Raw genomic sequence first — 15,096 nt, 5'->3', positions numbered from 1 at the left:
CTGACAGAGTGAGCACCGTGCTCAGAGCCCGATCGCCGGAGCCGGCCACCGCCCGATGGGCGGGGGCCGGCTTCGTGCTGGCCACCGGCGCCATCTTCATCCTCAGCGTCGTGCTTGACCAGCGCGCCGACCCCACCGGGGCGGGCGCCGTGCTGGCACCCGGCGACGGCTGGCCCTACGCCGTGCTCGGCCCCCTCTTGGCGGCCCTCGCCACCGTGATCCTCATGCGCGACCCGCGCCAAGGCTTCGGGTGGGCGCTCGCCTGGCTCGGGTGCTTCTGGGCGCTCGACGGCCTCTCCCAGTCCTGGGTCCGCTACGCCGTCGGGTATGACGAGTCGCTCCCGGGCAGCAATCTCGCCCTCTGGTTCCTCAACCGCGTCGGCGCGTTCCTGCCCGTGACGGTGGCGCTCCTGCTCCTGCTCTTCCCGACGGGCCGCTTCCTGCCCGGTCGGTGGCGGGTCGTCTCCTGGACGGCGGCGGTGGGCATGGTGCTCGCGGCGCTGTTCATCGTCGTCGCGCCCGCGCGTGACGTGCCGGACGTCGAGGCACCCGGCGTGGACGTCGACTTCGGGGCCATCGCGCTCCCGGCGCGACTCGTCGACGTGGCGCTGCCGCTGACGATTGTCGCCTCGGTCGTCGGACTGGTCGTGGCGATGGTGACCGTCGTCGTGCGCTACCGCCGCTCCCTTGGGCTCGAGCGCGACCGGATGCGCTGGCTGCTGTGGTCGGTCATGGCCATGGGTGCGCTGATCGCCCTCTCCTTCCTCGCGCTCGGCCCGCTGCAGGACGTGGCCGTCATCCTGCTCATGGCCCTGCCCGCCGCCGCCATGACCATCGCGATCGTCGACCCGACGCTCGTCTCGATCGAGGAGCTGCTCGGCCGCACCCTCGTCTACGGCGCGCTCGGCGCGGTGATCGTCGGCGTCGACCTCCTCGGCCTCGGCCTGCTCGCCACCGTCCTGGGCGACCGGCTCGACCAGCGCCAGGCGGTGGTCGCCGTCGTCGTGCTCACCGCCCTCGTCTACCTGCCGCTGCGCGGCTGGCTGAGCCGGTGGGTCCGTCGCCTCATGCTCGGGTCTCGGGCCAACAGATATGACGCGGTCTCGGGTCTCGCGGCTACGCTCGAGACCACCGACGAGGGCAGCGAGCAGCTGGCCGCCGTGGCGCGCGCGGTGGCGGACGCGTTCCGCGTGCCCTTCGTCAGCGTCGACGTCGACCGCGGTGGCGGCGAACGACTCGTGACCACCGTGGGGAAGCGCCCGGCAGAGACGCGCAGCCTGCCGATCTCCTACCGCGGCGAGGCGGTCGGGCGGCTCGTGCTCCCGGCGCGCGGGCTGCGCAGCCGTCTCACCGCCCGTGATGAGGAGCTGCTCGGCGACCTGGTCCGGCAGGCCGCGACCGCAGCCCGCAGCAGCCGCCTCGCGGAGGAGCTGCAGGCCAGCCGCGAGCGGCTCGTCCTGGCCCGCGAGGAGGAGCGCCGCCGCATCCGCCGCGACCTGCACGACGGGCTCGGTCCCGCGCTGGGCGGAGTGGTGTTCCAGCTCGAGTCGGCCCGGCTGCTGCTCGACCGCGAGCCGGAGCAGGCTAAGGAGCAGCTTGCGGCAACCTCGACGCTGGTCCAGGACGTGGTCGCCGACGTGCGGCGGCTCGTGCACGACCTGCGCCCGCCCGCCCTCGACGACCGCGGCCTCGTCGGCGCCCTCACCCAGCAGGCCGAGCGGATGAGCGCCACCGGCCCGGTGACGACGGTGACCGCCGACGACCTCGGTGCGCTGCCCGCGGCCGTGGAGGTGGCGGCATACCGGATCGTGGGGGAGGCGCTGACCAACGTGACGCGCCATGCCCGGGCCAGGCGCGCCGAGGTGCGCCTGGCCGTCGCGGACGGCGCGCTGGCCGTCACCGTGCGCGACGACGGCCTCGGCATCCCCGACGACACCGAGTCCGGCGTCGGCCTGCTCTCGATGCGCGAGCGCGCGGCCGAGCTCGGCGGCACCGCCGAGGTCACCTGCCCACCCGACGGCGGCACCCTGGTGCGCGCCGTCCTGCCCCTGGAGAACCGATGATCCGAGTCGTCGTGGTCGACGACCACCAGATCGTGCGCGACGGGCTCGTCGCGCTGCTCGGCGCGCTCGACGGCATCGAGGTCGTCGGGACGGCCGCCGACGGCCAGGACGCCGTGCACGTGGTGGGGGAGACCCGACCCGACGTGGTGGTGATGGACATCCAGATGCCGCGGCTGGACGGGATCGAAGCGACACGGTTCGTCACCGGCCGGCACGAGGACGTGCGGGTCGTCATGCTGACGATGAACGAGGACGACGACACCATCCTCGCCGCGATGCGCGCGGGGGCCAGCGGCTACCTGCTCAAGGGCGCCGGCGCCGAGGAGGTCGAGCGCGCGATCCGCTCGGCGGCGGCCGGCGGGGTGGTCTTCGGGGCCTCGCTGGCGGCGCGGGTGGCGGAGTTCTTCGCCCGGATGGGTGCCCCGGCTCCGCCGGAGGAGGTGCCCTTCCCCGAGCTCAGCGAGCGGGAGCGGCAGGTGCTCGACCGGCTGGCCGCCGGGCGGACCAACGACCAGATCGCGGCGGAGCTCTACGTCTCCAACAAGACGGTCCGCAACGCGGTGTCGTCGGTCTACGCCAAGCTGCACGCGAGCGGCCGCGCTGAGGCGATCGCGAAGGCGAGGGACGCCGGGCTGGGCCGGGCTCCGGGCTGACCGGGTCTCCTCACGACCGTCGGCGGCGGCTGCGGAGGAGGAGCCAGATCCCCGCGACTACCACCAGCGGCCCGACGACGGCCCAGAGGGTGACGCCCGTCATCGGACTGCCCCCGACGACGCCCAGCCCCTGCAGCGTCCACAGCGCACCCACGGCGATCAACAGGACTCCACCGAGCATGCTCGCGACAGGACTCATGCCCGCACTGTACGAGGCGCGGCGACGCGGGATGCCGGCGTTCTCGAGAGCTGTGTCCGAGGGTGACCGGGACGCAGGCCGACGAGGTCGGCGGTGACAGGCGGTTAACTCCCCGCGCTAGTCTGCGGCGCATGGCAGCGGCGTCGCAGCGCATCCCGCGCCGGGCCGTCGCGGGCTACGCCGCGGGCAGCGTCGGCACCGGGGGCTTCGGCACGCTGCCGGGGCTGGTGCTGGCCTACTACCTCACCGACACCCTGGCCGTGCCCGCCCTCCTAGCCACGCTCGTGGTCGTGGTCCCCAAGGTCTGGGACGTCGTCATCGACCCGGCCGTGGGGGCGCTGAGCGACCGGGAGACCAGGGGCCGCGGCACCCGCACCCGGCTCATGGCCGTCGGCGCGCTCACCCTGCCGGTCGGCTTCGTCGGCATGTTCGCCGTACCCGACGGGCTCAGCCCCCTCTGGGCGGCGGTCTGGGTCACCGCCTGCTTCGTGCTGGCCACCACGTCGTTCAGCCTGTTCCAGGTCCCCTACATCGCGTTGCCGGCCGACCTGACCGGCAGCTACGACGAGCGCACCCGCCTCATGGGATGGCGGATCGCGGTCCTCGCGCTCGCCATCCTGCTCGTGGGTGCCGGCGGCCCGGCGGTGCGCGACGCCGTCGGCGGGGGAGCGGCCGGCTACCTGCTCATGGGCGTGGTCGTCACCGTCGCCCTCCTCGCCGGCATGCTCGGCACCGTCCTCGGCGTCCGCGGCCACCGGGCGCTCCCGGCCGAGGAGGTCGATCCCCGCGCCGGAGTCCGCGGCAACGCGCTGCGCGGCTACCGCGAGGGGCTCGCCGCGCTGCGGGACGTGGCGGCATACCGCGTCCTGCTCGTCGTCTTCGTGCTCCAGGCGGTCGCGACCGGCGTCATGCTCGCCGCGGCGCAGTATGTCGCGACCTACACCCTCGGCCAGCAGTCCGCCCTGACCTTCCTCTTCGCCGCGCTCGTCGCGCCGGCGCTGCTCGTCATGCCGCTGTGGACCCGGTATGCCGCCCGCCACGGCAAGCCGCGCTCGCTCGCCCTCGCGTCGGTCCTCTTCGCCCTCGCCACGCTCAGCCTCGTGGCCCTCGTCCCGTTCCCGGGTGCCTGGCTCTACCTGCCGGTCTGCGTCGCCGGCATCGCCTACGCCGGCATGCAGCTCTTCCCGCTGGCGATGCTGCCCGACGTCATCACCTCCGCCGGCCGAGGCAGGGGCGGCTCGATGAGCGGGTTGTGGACCGCCGCGGAGACCGGCGGGATGGCCCTCGGCCCCGGCATCGTCCTGCTGCTCCTGTCCGTCACCGGCTTCCGCTCCAGCACCGCCGACAGCGTCCTCGCCCAGCCCGACGCGGCGCTGACCGCGATCGTCGTCGCGTTCTCCGTGCTGCCCGCCGTGCTCGTCGGCGCGAGCCTGCTCGTGCTGCGCCGCTACCGCGAGCCGGTCCCCGCCCCCGACCCGATCGAGGACCCCGTATGACGCACCAGCCCGGCCCGGCCACCCCCGCCGACTTCACCGTCGACACGGACGCGGTGCTCGCGCGCCTGACGGCCTACCGCGGCCACGACGCCCCCACCCACGGCGGCCGGGTGCTGTCCTACGTCTACGACAGCGGCCTCGCCGCGCTCGACGAGCTGGCCGCCCGGGCCGCCCGCGAGGTGCAGGCGGTCAACGGGCTGGACCCGACGACCTTCCCCTCCGTCGCGCTCATGGAGGGCGACCTGGTCGCCTTCGGCCGGTGCATCCTCCACGGCCCGGACGCCGTCGGGTCGGTCACCTCCGGCGGCACCGAGAGCTGCCTGCTCGCCGTGAAGGCTGCGCGCGACACCTGGCGGGAGCGTCACCCCGGCAGCACCGCCCGCCCCCGGATCGTGCTCCCGCAGACGGCGCACGCGGCGTTCCACAAGGCCGCGCACTACCTCGACCTGGACGTCGACGTCTTCCCCGTCGACCCCACGACCGGCACGCTGCCCGCCGGCGACCTGACCCGGCGCCTCGACGAGGCGACGGCGCTCGTCGTGGTGAGCGCACCGGCATACCCCCACGGCGTGGTCGACCCCGTGGCCGACGTGGCCGGCGCCGCGCAGGAGGCCGGGGTCCCGTGCCACGTGGACGCCTGCGTCGGCGGGCTCGTGCTGCCGTTCTGGGAGGCCGCGGGCGGCGGGCCGGTGCCGCCGTGGGACTTCCGGGTGCCCGGCGTGAGCAGCATCTCGGCGGACCTGCACAAGTACGGCTACGCGCCCAAGGGCAGCTCGCTGCTCCTCTTCGCCGACCGCGGGCTGGACCGGGCCCGCTACTTCGCGCTCACCGGCTGGCCGGGCTACCCGGTCGTCAACCCCACCGTCCTCGGCTCCCGCTCGGCCACCTCGCTCGCCGCCGCGTGGGCGGTCACGACCGCACTGGGGGAGCAGGGGTATGTCGCGCTGACCCGGCGTCTGGTCGCCGCCACGGCGGCGGTGCGCGCCTGCGTCGACGGGATCGTCGGCCTGCGGGTGCTGGGCGACCCGGTCGGCTCGCTCGTCGCCGTGGTCGCCGACGAGGACGTGCCGGAGGCGGAGCAGGTGGACCCGCACCTGTGGGCCGGGGCCGTCCAGCGGCGGGGGTTCGTGCTGCAGGGACAGCCGGCGCTGACGCAGTCCGACGGGACGGGAATCCCCAGGTCGACCCACCTGACGGTGACGCCGGTGACCGCCGGGCTGATCGACGAGCTGACCGAGGCGCTCGCGGGCGGGGCGGAGGACGTGCGGGGGCAGGCCGGGGCCGGGTCGGGCGGCGGGCCTGATGCTGCCGGCGGCGGCGTGGTGGGGTCGGCGGGCCTGCCCGACCCGGCCGAACTGGCGCGGGCCGCGCGGGAGGACGGCGAGCTGGACCTGACGGCGGTGCTCGCCCTCATCGAGACGCTGCCGCGGGAGGTGAGCGCGCGGATGCTCGTGGACTTCATGGCGGAGTTCACCGAGCCGCGGGTCGAGAGTCCCTGATGGAGAGGCCGGCCGCGATGGGCAGGGGGGCGCCGCTCGGCAAGGTGCCGGGACGAGGCTTCGGGCCACGACGGACGCTGGCGTTCCTGGCCGCCATGGTCCCTGCCGCGGTGCTGCTCGTGGCGTGCGACGGACCGGTCGACCCCCGACCGGCGCCCGACTCGGGAGTGAGCGGGCGGATGGTGTCCGTCGACGACACGGGTCTGCCGCCGAGCCCGGACGGGGGAGGTGGGATGCTCCTGGTCCCCGAGGAGTCGGTCGACGGGCTGTCGCGCATTGTCGCCCTGCCGGAGGCGGACCAGCTTGCCTACACGACGTTCGTCATCGAGCCTCAGGCGGTCGCTGAGCTCGGCGGACACGTGGTCGAGGTCGACAGGCGTGGCCACTTCGTGCTCACGCAGGCCGGCCGGTTCCTCCTCTGCCGGATGCCTGACCCCGAGGGCTCCGGCACGCCGCCGGGCGGGGTGCGGGGCTGCGACGTCGTCGACCTTCCTGCCTCGGGAACCCTGCGGGCGACCTTCGGGGAGGGCGGGTTCTCAGCGTCCGTGCGGTGAGAAGCTTGGGCGTGGCCGGGGCCGAGGGGCGGGTCAGGGCGCAGAGGCTCGTCCCGGTCAGTCCTGGCAGCACTCCGCGGCGCAGGAGGCGCCGGCGTCGGACGTCACCGCCGGGGAGACGCTGCAGCAGCCGTCCCCCCTCCACGCCTCGACCCCCTCGCGGACCGCCACGGCGGCGATCACGAGCGCGGCCACGGCGTCCAGCCACCACCAGCCGAGCAGGGCGTTGGCGAGCAGGCCGACGAGCAGCACGCCGGAGAGGTAGGTGCACAGCAGGGTCTGGGTCCCGTCGGCGTGGACGGCGCCCGAGCCCAGCTCACGACCTGTGCGGCGCTGGGCCCAGGACAGCAGCGGCATGACCATCAACGACAGGGTGGCCAGGACGATCCCCACGGTGGAGGTGTCGGGGCGGGTGCCGGTCAGCAGCGCCGAGAGCGACTCGTAGCCGACGTAGAGCGCCAGCGCGAAGAACGACAGACCGATCAGCCGTCCGGCCAGCTGCTCGCGCGACTCCGGCAGCGGGTGGCGGAACTGCCACAGGATGATGAGACCGCTGGCGACCTCGACGGTCGAGTCCAGCCCGAAGCCGACGAGCGCCGCCGAGCCGGCCACCCGCCCCGCGGCGATGGCCACCACGGCCTCGACGACGTTGTAGACGACCGAGGCGGCGGCGAGCAGCTGGGCCCGCTTGGCCAGGGTCGCCCGGCGCTCGGGCGTCAGCACGGCGAAGGCCCGGGTGGTGCGCGTGGTCACCCGTCCAGGGTACGGCTCACCCCGTGTAGCGGGCCCCCCACGAAGGAAGCCACGGCGCACCGTCGGGCTCCTTGCCCAGGGGGGTCAGCATCGCGGTCATCGCCAGGTCGGTCGCCAGCGCGTCGCAGGCCCAGGCGAGCTCGAGCCGGGCTGCGCCGCGCTCCAGCATCGGCGTGCTGCCGTGGCGGGCGCCCAGCAGGCCGCCGACGACGGCGGAGGTGCCGTGCTTCTCCGGGGAGAACGACGCCAGGGCCATCGCCAGCATGAGCTCGTGCGGATCCGGGTGGGACAGCACGACGTAGACGGCGGCCGCGAGCGTCGACGCCGCCGAGCGGTCGGGTGCCAGGTCGGCGACCCTGGCCGGGTCGCAGGGCTCCACGGCGGCCGTGGTGACCGCTGCGCCCACGCGCTTCGTGACAAGGTCACCGCCCTCGGGCGCGTGGTTCTCCAGCAGCGCGCTGAACCCCTCGGCCAGGGGGACGGACCGGTCCGACGCCTGGGCGACCAGCAGTGCGTCGAGCGTCGCGGTCGGCGTCGCGAGCGGGTGGGTGTGGGTGGTGCCGACGAGCTCCTCGACCGGCCAGGTCAGGGACGGGCCGTGCAGGGTCAGCAGCACCCCGAACGGGAGGGTTCGGACGAGGGCGTGGGCGCCGAGGCTGCCCTGCCCGGGGCCGGCGGGCGGGCCGGAGCGGAGGCTGCGCACGGTGGCCGGGGCGTTGCCGCGCCGGGCGCCGAAGGCGGGGGAGCGGCTCAGGAGGCCGGGCGTCCCGGTGCGGTTCCCCGCGACGCCGGGGACCTGCTGGGCGGTGGCCCAGCGGCGCAGGGCCTCGAGGTTCTCGTGGCCCCAGTCGACGCCCAGGCCCTGGCCGGCCCGCTCCATCGCGCGGACCAAGCCCTCGGTGGTCGCCAGGGTGAGTTGGGTGGCCACCCCGGTCGGCCAGACCGGGGCGGTGCTGGTGAGGTGGTCCGCCGCGTCGCCGAGGGCGATGCCGTGGTGGACGCCGCGAGACAGCTCGATGAGCCTGGACAGGGTGGCGGCGGACGGGTGGTCGCCGGTGCTGGGCTCGTCGGTCATGGGACCTCCTCGGTTAAGGGTCGGCCGGCGCGTTCACCAGCCTTCGATGTCACCTTGACCCTAAAGGAGGGGTCTGACAGACCTGGCCGCCGCTCGCGGGCTCTGCGCCGGTGTCCTAGCCGGGGGTCTGGGTCGAGTCGTGGCGGGTGCCCTCCGGGTCCTCGGTCCTCTCGAGGCACTCTTCCAAGATCGCCTCCGCCTGGGCCTGCGGAGACTCGCTGCCGGCCGCCTGCTCCTCGGGCAGCAGCTCGGCACGGGTCTCGACGTCACGCTCGTCGGGTGTCTGCGTCATGACGGTCGACGCTACCCGGACCCGTGGAGAAGGCGGTGACGGATCTCATCGGGCAGACCTCACGATCCGTCGATGCGCGCTCGCACCCCGTCGCTGCGTGCGGGAAGCACCTGGGCCCCGCCGCGCTTGACACAGGTGCGTGTCCCCGCGCGCCCTCCGACACGAAGGACCCCCATGCCCGACCAGCAGACGATCGTTCTCACCGGCGCCAGCGACGGCATCGGCGCCGCAGCGGCCCGCCAGCTGGCCGGGCGCGGCCACCGGGTGGTGGTCGTCGGGCGCTCGCCGGAGAAGACCGCGGCGGTCGCCGAGGAGATCGGCGCGCCCTTCCACGTCGCGGACTTCGCCGACCTCGCCCAGGTGCGCGCCCTCGCCGAGGAGCTCACGGCATACCCCCGGATCGACGTGCTCGCCAACAACGCCGGCGGCATCTTCACCCGGCAGACGACCGTCGACGGCTTCGAGAAGACCTTCCAGGTCAACCACCTGGCGCCGTTCCTGCTGACCCGCCTGCTCATGGACCGGCTGGTCGAGGCCGGCGCGAAGGTGATCCAGACCTCCAGCGTCGGTCACCGCGCGTTCGGGAGGATCGACCTCGACGACCTGGACAACAGCCGGGACTGGAACGCCAACAAGGCCTACGGCGACGCCAAGCTGGCCAACGTGCTGTTCACCAAGGAGCTGCACCGCCGCTACGCCGACCAGGGCCTGGCCGCGGCGGCCTTCCACCCCGGCGGCATCGCGACCAACTTCGCCAACGACACCTCCAGCGTCATGCGCTTCGCCTACCACACCCCGATCCGCCACCTCATGACGAGCGTGGACAAGGGCGGGTCCCGGCTCGTCTGGCTCGCCGAGGGCACGCCGGGGCAGACGTGGAGGTCGGGGGAGTACTACGAGCGCAACCGGCCCGGCAAGGTCAACCCGCAGGTGAAGGACGAGGCGCTGGCCCGGGGGCTGTGGGAGCGCAGCGAGGAGATGCTGGGACTGTGAACGGAGCCGGGCGATGACCGAGAAGCAGGCATACGAGCTCGTCCGGACCTACCCGGGGTTCGAGCTGCGGCGCTACCCCGCCCACGTCGTCGCCGAGGTGGTCGTCCGGGCGCCGTTCGAGGACGCCGGCAACCGCGCCTTCCGCACGCTGGCCGCCTACATCGGGGGCCAGAACCGCTCGCGGGCCAGGGTCGCCATGACGGCGCCCGTGGTCCAGCAGGAGTCGGAGACGATCGCGATGACGTCCCCGGTCGTGCAGCGCGAGTCCGGGCAGGGGGAGTATGCCGTCGCGTTCGTCCTCCCCGCGCGGTTCACCCTCGAGGACGCGCCGGTGCCGACGAACCCCGACGTCACCCTGCACGGCCGTCCGGCCGTCCTCTCCGCGGTCCGCCGATACCGGGGGCGGTGGACGCAGGCGTCGTTCGAGCGGCACCGGGCCGTCCTCGACCGGGCGCTCGGCGAGGCGGGGCTCACTCCCGTGGGGCCGCCCCGGTGGGCCCGCTTCGACCCGCCCCTCGTCCCGGCCCCCCTGCGGCGCAACGCGGTCGTGCAGGACGTGTCCGGGCAGGCGGGTGCCCCGGTTCGTCCGTCCTGACGGCGGGTCTGTTGCCATACTTGGCCGGCACCCCTGGGAGGACCCATGATCGAGGCGCTCAACGCCTTCATCGAGTCGCACGCCGACTCGGCCTGGCTGCTGCCGGTCGTGCTCCTCGTCTGCGTCGTCGACGGGATCCTGCCACCGGCACCGGCGGAGACGGTGATGGTCGCCCTCGGGGCGGTGGCCGTCGCCGAGGGCGAGCCCAACGTCTGGGCGCTCATCGCCGTCGCCGCGCTCGGGGGCTTCCTGGGGGACAACCTCACCTACAGCCTCGGCCGGTACACCCGACTGGGCCGCCTGCGGGAGAGCCCGCGGCCCAAGGTGCGCTCCTTCGTCACCTGGGTGACCGGACTGCTCCTGCGGCGCGGCGGGATGATCATCGTCGCCTGCCGCTACATCCCCGGCGGCCGGCAGATCGTCAACCTCACCGCGGGCGCCATGGAGTTCCCCCGTCGGCGGTTCGTCCTCTTCGACAGCGTCGCGGTCACCAGCTGGGCCGCCTACAACGTCGGCATCGGGGCGCTCGCCGGCAACTGGGTCCAGGAGCAGCCTCTGCTGGCCATCGTGGTCGCCCTGGTCCTGGCGCTCGTACTGGGCTGGGTGGCGGAGCAGGCCGCCCGGTGGTGGCGCGCCCGGACCGAGGCGAGGGTCACGGCCGCGGCGAGGTAGTCGGGTCGGTGGGCCGCCCCCGCGCCCGGCCGTTCAGCCCTGCCCGCCGATGTCGACGGCGTAGGCCTCCCAGAGCAGGTCGCTGCCCCGCTGGCGGTGCCGGACGAACCGCCCGACCAGGGCGGTGAGCTCCTCGCGGAGCGCCGGCAGGTCCTCGACCGGGCCGTCCCGGTCGAGCGTGGCGAGGGCCGCGGACAGGTCCTCGGACAGGGAGGCGTGCTCGCCGAGCAGCGTCTCGACCGGTCCGGTCAGTCGCGGGTTGTCCTGCAGCAGCACGCCGAACATGCCGTCCGGGCGCTCGGCCATGTCGACGTGGTCCGCGAAGTCATGGGCCAGCTCGGCCAGCGCCGTCCGGGCGCGCTCCCGCCAGACGTCGGGCCTGCCGAGGGGGACGGCGAGGGCGTCGAGCACGGCCGTGAGCGACTCGCGCATCTGGGCGCGGCGGGCCCGCACCTCCTGCAGGTGGTTCTGGATCTCGTCCGCTCCGTGGACCGCCATGTGCCATGGTCCCGCACGAGGGGCGGTCCGTCCATGGCCGGCCGGGGGCGGGGCCGGTGTCGGGGCCCGCCCCTATGCTGCGGGCCATGGTCGACGGAGCACCGGCAGGCAGGGGTATGACGTGGGCGCGCGGCTGATCCCGGCGGAGCCGGCCTTCGCCCACCACACCGAACGGGAGGTGTGGGAGCGGCTGGCGGGGCAGCTCGACGAGGACTGCGTCCTCCTGGCCAACCTGCACCTCACCGACCACGAGCAGGACCACGAGGCCGACCTCGTCGTGCTGCTCCCGGACGCGGGGGTGGTCGTCGTCGAGGTCAAGGGCGGCAGCGTCTCGGTCGACTCCGAGGGTCGGTGGCACCAGAGCGGCGGCGGCTCGTCGAGGACGATCGACCCCGTCGGGCAGGCGCAGCGGGTCAAGCACGCGCTGCGGCGGTACGTGCAGGACGACCCGCGGTGGCGCGACTCCTCACGCGCCCGGGTGCGGTGGCTGCATGCGGTGGTGACGCCATACAGCGCCGTCCCGGAGGACTTCTCCCAGCCCGGGTGCTCCCGCGCGATGGTGCACGGCCGCGACGACCTGACGCACCTGGCGAAGCGGCTGCGGACGCTGGCGGAGACGCACGAGACCAACTACCGGCGGCCCGGCCACGACGACGTGGAGCTCATCGCCGAGATCCTCACCGGGCGCAATCTCATGAGCGCCGACGTCGTCGCCGAGTCCGACGACCGCGAGGCGCGGGCCGACCGGCTCACCCAGGAGCAGGCGATGATCCTGGGCGTCACCCGGCTGCTGCACCGGGTCGAGGTGCGCGGCGGGGCGGGCAGCGGCAAGACCGTGCTGGCCATGGCCCAGGCGAAGCAGCTGACGAGGGGTTTCGGGGAGCAGCGCCCGCAGCGGGTGGCGCTGCTGTGCTACTCGATCGGGCTCGGCGAGTGGTTCAAGCGCTCCTTCGAGGGTGCCCGGCGCAGGCACACGCCGGCCTTCATCGGGCGTTTCGAGGAGCTCGGGCGGGCCTGGGGCGCCGACATCAACGCCGGCCGGGACGACAGCGACTTCTGGGAGAAGCAGCTGCCGGCGCGGATGGCCGAGCTGGCCGCCGGGCTGCCGGAGGGTCAGAAGTTCGACGCGATCATCGTCGACGAGGCCCAGGACTTCGCCGAGGACTGGTGGACCCCCCTGCTCACGGCGCTGCGCGACCCGGAGGAGGGCGGGCTCTACGTCTACTCCGACGAGAACCAGCGGCTCTTCCCGCGGTTCGGCCGCCCGCCGGTCGCGCTGGTGCCGCTCGTGCTCGACCACAACCTGCGCAACACCCGCCAGATCGCCGAGAGCTTCAGCGCGCTGGCACCCATGCGGATGCGGCCGATGGGCGGCGACGGCCCGGAGGTGACCTTCGTCCAGGCGTCGCCGGACGAGGCGCTCGGGGTCGCCGACGACGAGGTGGAGCGGCTGCTCGACGAGGGCTGGCCTACCTCCCACGTCGCGCTGATCACCACCGGCACCCGCCACCCCGAGCAGCACTCGCGGCAGGAGCAGTTCGGCCAGGAGGGCTACTGGCGCACCTTCTGGGACGGCGAGGACGTCTTCTACGGCCACGTGCTCGGCTGCAAGGGCCTCGAGCGCCGCGCGGTCGTGCTGTGCTTCAACGAGGACGGCACCCGGGACCGGTCCAAGGAGCGGCTCTACGTCGGCCTGTCGCGGGCGACGGACAAGCTGGTCGTCGTCGGGGACGCCGACGCGATCCGGCGGATGGGCGGCGACGAGGTCGTCCGGAGGCTCGGCCTGGCCTGAGGTCCGGAGGTCGGGGCGTCGTCCGTGAGGCCAGGCTCCCACTGACGGCGACGAGGACGATGGCCGCTCCTGGGTGCGGCGCGGTGCCCTGACCCTGCTCGGTCCGGAAAGACAAGAATATGCACGTCAGACACGGTTGTCGACGCTGCATCCGGTGCACAAGATTGTCCTTCCCGTCGACGCCTGCCTGGCCTTCCCGCGGACCCGCGGCTGCCCGACCCCTACCTATCGGGACCGGGGAGGAGCACACTGGACCATGCGCGTACTGATGACCGGCGGGACCGGCTCCCTGCGGGACACGGCCCGGTGGCTGGTCGGGTCGGGGCGGCGGAACCCGGCCCGCGCGCCGGCGCTGGGCTGATCCCGTGGACCCCGACGTCCTCGCCCGGGCACGGGCGGCGTTCGACCTCGGCGAGGGGGACCTGCGGGTCACGCCCGGGCCGCGAGGCGCCGTCGGCCAGGTGTGGCGGATCGAGGTTGGCGACCGGGTCCGTGCGCTCAAGCACGTGCTCACGGGGCCGCCACCTGCCTACGCGACGGTGGAGGCCGAGCTCGTCCTCGCACGGGCGGCCGCCGCGGCGGGGGTACGACTGCCGGCGAGCCGTCCCGGTGCCGACGGGCAGTTCGTGGTGGGGCTGCCGGGCGGGGGGTGGCTGCGGCTCTACGACTGGATAAACCTGCGGCGGTGCGAGCCGACCGTCGACCCGGACGCGCTCGGCGTCCTGCTCGCGCGACTGCATACCGTCGCGCCCCCGTTCCGGAACGAGCCCGACGGGACGCCACCGGACGGGTGGTACGAGGTGATGCCAGAGGACTCCACGTGGGACCGCCTGCTGGCCGGGGCCTCCCGGGCGCGGGTGTCCTGGGCCCCGCGGCTGGCCGCGGCGTCGGCCGTCCTCCCGGCGCTCCGTGCCGCCGTCGCCTCCACCGACCCGGACCGGCTCCGGCTCAGCCACCGCGACCTCCACCCGGAGAACGTGCTCGCCGGCCCCGGGGGTGAGCTCGTACTCGTGGACTGGGACGACGTCGGTCCGGCCGACCCGGCCAGGGAGCTGGCCAAGACCCTCGTGCTGTCCTTCCACGACGGCATCCCGGACCTGGACGCGATGCGTCGCAGCTACGCCGCCTACGTCGGGGCGGGCGGTCCGGCGCGGCTGCGGTCCCGAGCCGACTTCACGATGCTGGTCGCCACCCGCCTCAACTTCCTCTCCTCCCAGGCGAAGGTCGCCCTCGACCCGACGGCGACGCCGCGCGACCGCGCGTGGGCCGAGGAGGAGATCGACGAGGGTCTGCGCACCCTGCCGACCCCGGACCTCCTCGACGCCGTCCTTGACGCGGTCGAGCGGACGCCGCCCGTCGGACCTGGTGGCGTGCCGGTCAGCGACCGCTGAGGTGGGCCACGACCTCGCCGTCGAAGGTCACGACCGTGCCGGGCGGGAAGCCCTCCTCCTCGACGTCCAGGGTGAACGTGTCGGTGAAGGAGCAGGTCACCTGGGGGCGTGGGTTGTGCCCGAGGACCGCCCCGCCGCCCTTGAGGTCCTTGCCCTCCTCGACCAGCACCGGCTCCTCCCCAGGAGGGGTGGCGGTAATGGTCATGGAGAAGGAGATCGGCACGAGCACCCCGGTGGATCCAACCAGGTGCCCTGGGGTGAAGGAGCCGTTGCCGCTCGTCCAGATCTGGTGGGTGCTGCCGTCGTCGCAGTGCACGGTCATGAGCTCCCCGTGCGGCGGTGCGGCGGACCCGGGTGCCGCGCCGACCAGCAGGAGCAGCCCGGCCGCTCCGGTGGCGAGAGTTCTACGCATGATGGTCTCCGTCCGGTCGGAGGGACCCCGTCGGCCCCTACGGGCCGAACCTAGGACCGGTCCGCCGGGGCGGACCATACGCAGAGGTGCGTACCCGCGTGGGCGGGACGCGACGGCATACCCCGTCGGTGGTGCATGGCACGCGGAGGGGTGGGACCC

At 74.2% G+C, this 15,096-nt stretch carries 16 protein-coding genes; 10 read left to right on the top strand and 6 right to left on the bottom strand.

The window, feature by feature from the left end; genetic code table 11:
• Positions 1–17 precede the first annotated feature (17 nt).
• Together FJR00_RS13580 and FJR00_RS13575 are read left to right on the top strand one after the other, a co-directional pair.
• Positions 18–2,063, top strand: coding sequence for a GAF domain-containing sensor histidine kinase (locus tag FJR00_RS13580; RefSeq protein WP_141339193.1), 2,046 nt, complete (start codon positions 18–20; stop codon positions 2,061–2,063).
• The gene (locus FJR00_RS13575; RefSeq protein WP_181409633.1) at positions 2,060–2,716 is read left to right on the top strand and encodes a response regulator transcription factor; all 657 of its coding nucleotides are present in this window, start codon (positions 2,060–2,062) and stop codon (positions 2,714–2,716) included. The genes FJR00_RS13580 and FJR00_RS13575 overlap by 4 nt, the downstream gene beginning before the upstream one ends.
• A gap of 10 nt (positions 2,717–2,726) precedes the next feature.
• On the opposite strand, the gene FJR00_RS13570 is transcribed toward FJR00_RS13575, so the two are convergent.
• Positions 2,727–2,915, bottom strand: coding sequence for a hypothetical protein (locus tag FJR00_RS13570; RefSeq protein ID WP_141339192.1), 189 nt, complete (start codon positions 2,913–2,915; stop codon positions 2,727–2,729).
• 131 nt (positions 2,916–3,046) lie between these two features.
• On the opposite strand from FJR00_RS13570, the gene FJR00_RS13565 reads away from it, so the two are divergent.
• From FJR00_RS13565 to FJR00_RS13555, 3 genes are read left to right on the top strand one after another with little or no spacing between them, the layout of a single operon-like run.
• Positions 3,047–4,411: an MFS transporter gene (locus FJR00_RS13565; protein ID WP_141339191.1), complete on the top strand. Its 1,365-nt coding sequence runs from the start codon at positions 3,047–3,049 to the stop codon at positions 4,409–4,411.
• Positions 4,408–5,910 (top strand): pyridoxal phosphate-dependent decarboxylase family protein, encoded by a 1,503-nt coding sequence (locus FJR00_RS13560; RefSeq protein ID WP_141339190.1) that lies wholly within the window; start codon positions 4,408–4,410, stop codon positions 5,908–5,910. The genes FJR00_RS13565 and FJR00_RS13560 overlap by 4 nt, the downstream gene beginning before the upstream one ends.
• Complete coding sequence (locus tag FJR00_RS13555; protein ID WP_141339189.1) at positions 5,910–6,464, top strand: hypothetical protein; 555 nt, start codon at positions 5,910–5,912, stop codon at positions 6,462–6,464. Before FJR00_RS13560 ends, FJR00_RS13555 begins: the two co-directional genes overlap by 1 nt.
• A gap of 57 nt (positions 6,465–6,521) precedes the next feature.
• Here the strand turns inward: FJR00_RS13555 and FJR00_RS13550 are convergent, their stop codons facing one another.
• From FJR00_RS13550 to FJR00_RS15825, 3 genes are all read right to left on the bottom strand, one after another.
• Entirely contained in the window at positions 6,522–7,217 is a 696-nt protein-coding gene (locus FJR00_RS13550; protein WP_141339188.1) for a cation efflux transmembrane domain-containing protein, read from the bottom strand.
• A 16-nt stretch (positions 7,218–7,233) separates the two neighbouring features.
• On the bottom strand, positions 7,234–8,292 hold the full coding sequence (locus tag FJR00_RS13545) for an ADP-ribosylglycohydrolase family protein (protein ID WP_141339187.1): 1,059 nt from the start codon (positions 8,290–8,292) through the stop codon (positions 7,234–7,236).
• Between the two features lie 115 nt (positions 8,293–8,407).
• Positions 8,408–8,584 (bottom strand): hypothetical protein, encoded by a 177-nt coding sequence (locus FJR00_RS15825; RefSeq protein WP_181409632.1) that lies wholly within the window; start codon positions 8,582–8,584, stop codon positions 8,408–8,410.
• Positions 8,585–8,758: 174 nt separating this feature from the next.
• On the opposite strand from FJR00_RS15825, the gene FJR00_RS13540 reads away from it, so the two are divergent.
• From FJR00_RS13540 to FJR00_RS13530, 3 genes are read left to right on the top strand one after another with little or no spacing between them, the layout of a single operon-like run.
• Positions 8,759–9,577 (top strand): SDR family NAD(P)-dependent oxidoreductase, encoded by an 819-nt coding sequence (locus FJR00_RS13540; RefSeq protein WP_141339186.1) that lies wholly within the window; start codon positions 8,759–8,761, stop codon positions 9,575–9,577.
• Positions 9,578–9,590: 13 nt separating this feature from the next.
• Positions 9,591–10,172 (top strand): SOUL family heme-binding protein, encoded by a 582-nt coding sequence (locus FJR00_RS13535; RefSeq protein WP_141339185.1) that lies wholly within the window; start codon positions 9,591–9,593, stop codon positions 10,170–10,172.
• A gap of 45 nt (positions 10,173–10,217) precedes the next feature.
• On the top strand, positions 10,218–10,844 hold the full coding sequence (locus FJR00_RS13530; protein ID WP_141339184.1) for a DedA family protein: 627 nt from the start codon (positions 10,218–10,220) through the stop codon (positions 10,842–10,844).
• A gap of 33 nt (positions 10,845–10,877) precedes the next feature.
• Here the strand turns inward: FJR00_RS13530 and FJR00_RS13525 are convergent, their stop codons facing one another.
• On the bottom strand, positions 10,878–11,342 hold the full coding sequence (locus FJR00_RS13525) for a hemerythrin domain-containing protein (RefSeq protein WP_141339183.1): 465 nt from the start codon (positions 11,340–11,342) through the stop codon (positions 10,878–10,880).
• A gap of 121 nt (positions 11,343–11,463) precedes the next feature.
• On the opposite strand from FJR00_RS13525, the gene FJR00_RS13520 reads away from it, so the two are divergent.
• Both FJR00_RS13520 and FJR00_RS13515 read left to right on the top strand, forming a co-directional pair.
• Positions 11,464–13,134, top strand: coding sequence for an NERD domain-containing protein (locus FJR00_RS13520; RefSeq protein ID WP_238330494.1), 1,671 nt, complete (start codon positions 11,464–11,466; stop codon positions 13,132–13,134).
• Positions 13,135–13,499: 365 nt separating this feature from the next.
• Positions 13,500–14,525, top strand: a complete 1,026-nt coding sequence (locus FJR00_RS13515) for an aminoglycoside phosphotransferase family protein (protein ID WP_141339181.1) — start codon at positions 13,500–13,502, stop codon at positions 14,523–14,525.
• On the opposite strand, the gene FJR00_RS13510 is transcribed toward FJR00_RS13515, so the two are convergent.
• Positions 14,512–14,937 (bottom strand): hypothetical protein, encoded by a 426-nt coding sequence (locus FJR00_RS13510; RefSeq protein ID WP_141339180.1) that lies wholly within the window; start codon positions 14,935–14,937, stop codon positions 14,512–14,514. The genes FJR00_RS13515 and FJR00_RS13510 overlap by 14 nt on opposite strands.
• Between the last annotated feature and the right edge of the window lie 159 nt (positions 14,938–15,096).

It is taken from the genome of Ornithinimicrobium kibberense (genome assembly GCF_006519705.1).
GTDB classification, from domain to species: domain Bacteria; phylum Actinomycetota; class Actinomycetes; order Actinomycetales; family Dermatophilaceae; genus Ornithinicoccus; species Ornithinicoccus kibberensis.
Note: the sequence above shows the minus strand (reverse complement) of the source record. Positions and strands in the feature narration are given on the sequence as shown.

What these genes read in the sequence shown, in the direction of transcription:
- FJR00_RS13575 (WP_181409633.1), top strand. Translation starts at nt 2,060, where the DNA reads ATGATCCGAGTCGTCGTGGTCGACGACCACCAGATCGTGCGCGACGGG.
- FJR00_RS13570 (WP_141339192.1), bottom strand. Translation starts at nt 2,915, where the DNA reads ATGAGTCCTGTCGCGAGCATGCTCGGTGGAGTCCTGTTGATCGCCGTG.
- FJR00_RS13565 (WP_141339191.1), top strand. Translation starts at nt 3,047, where the DNA reads ATGGCAGCGGCGTCGCAGCGCATCCCGCGCCGGGCCGTCGCGGGCTAC.
- FJR00_RS13560 (WP_141339190.1), top strand. Translation starts at nt 4,408, where the DNA reads ATGACGCACCAGCCCGGCCCGGCCACCCCCGCCGACTTCACCGTCGAC.
- FJR00_RS13555 (WP_141339189.1), top strand. Translation starts at nt 5,910, where the DNA reads ATGGAGAGGCCGGCCGCGATGGGCAGGGGGGCGCCGCTCGGCAAGGTG.
- FJR00_RS13545 (WP_141339187.1), bottom strand. Translation starts at nt 8,292, where the DNA reads ATGACCGACGAGCCCAGCACCGGCGACCACCCGTCCGCCGCCACCCTG.
- FJR00_RS15825 (WP_181409632.1), bottom strand. Translation starts at nt 8,584, where the DNA reads ATGACGCAGACACCCGACGAGCGTGACGTCGAGACCCGTGCCGAGCTG.
- FJR00_RS13540 (WP_141339186.1), top strand. Translation starts at nt 8,759, where the DNA reads ATGCCCGACCAGCAGACGATCGTTCTCACCGGCGCCAGCGACGGCATC.
- FJR00_RS13535 (WP_141339185.1), top strand. Translation starts at nt 9,591, where the DNA reads ATGACCGAGAAGCAGGCATACGAGCTCGTCCGGACCTACCCGGGGTTC.
- FJR00_RS13530 (WP_141339184.1), top strand. Translation starts at nt 10,218, where the DNA reads ATGATCGAGGCGCTCAACGCCTTCATCGAGTCGCACGCCGACTCGGCC.
- FJR00_RS13525 (WP_141339183.1), bottom strand. Translation starts at nt 11,342, where the DNA reads ATGGCGGTCCACGGAGCGGACGAGATCCAGAACCACCTGCAGGAGGTG.
- FJR00_RS13510 (WP_141339180.1), bottom strand. Translation starts at nt 14,937, where the DNA reads ATGCGTAGAACTCTCGCCACCGGAGCGGCCGGGCTGCTCCTGCTGGTC.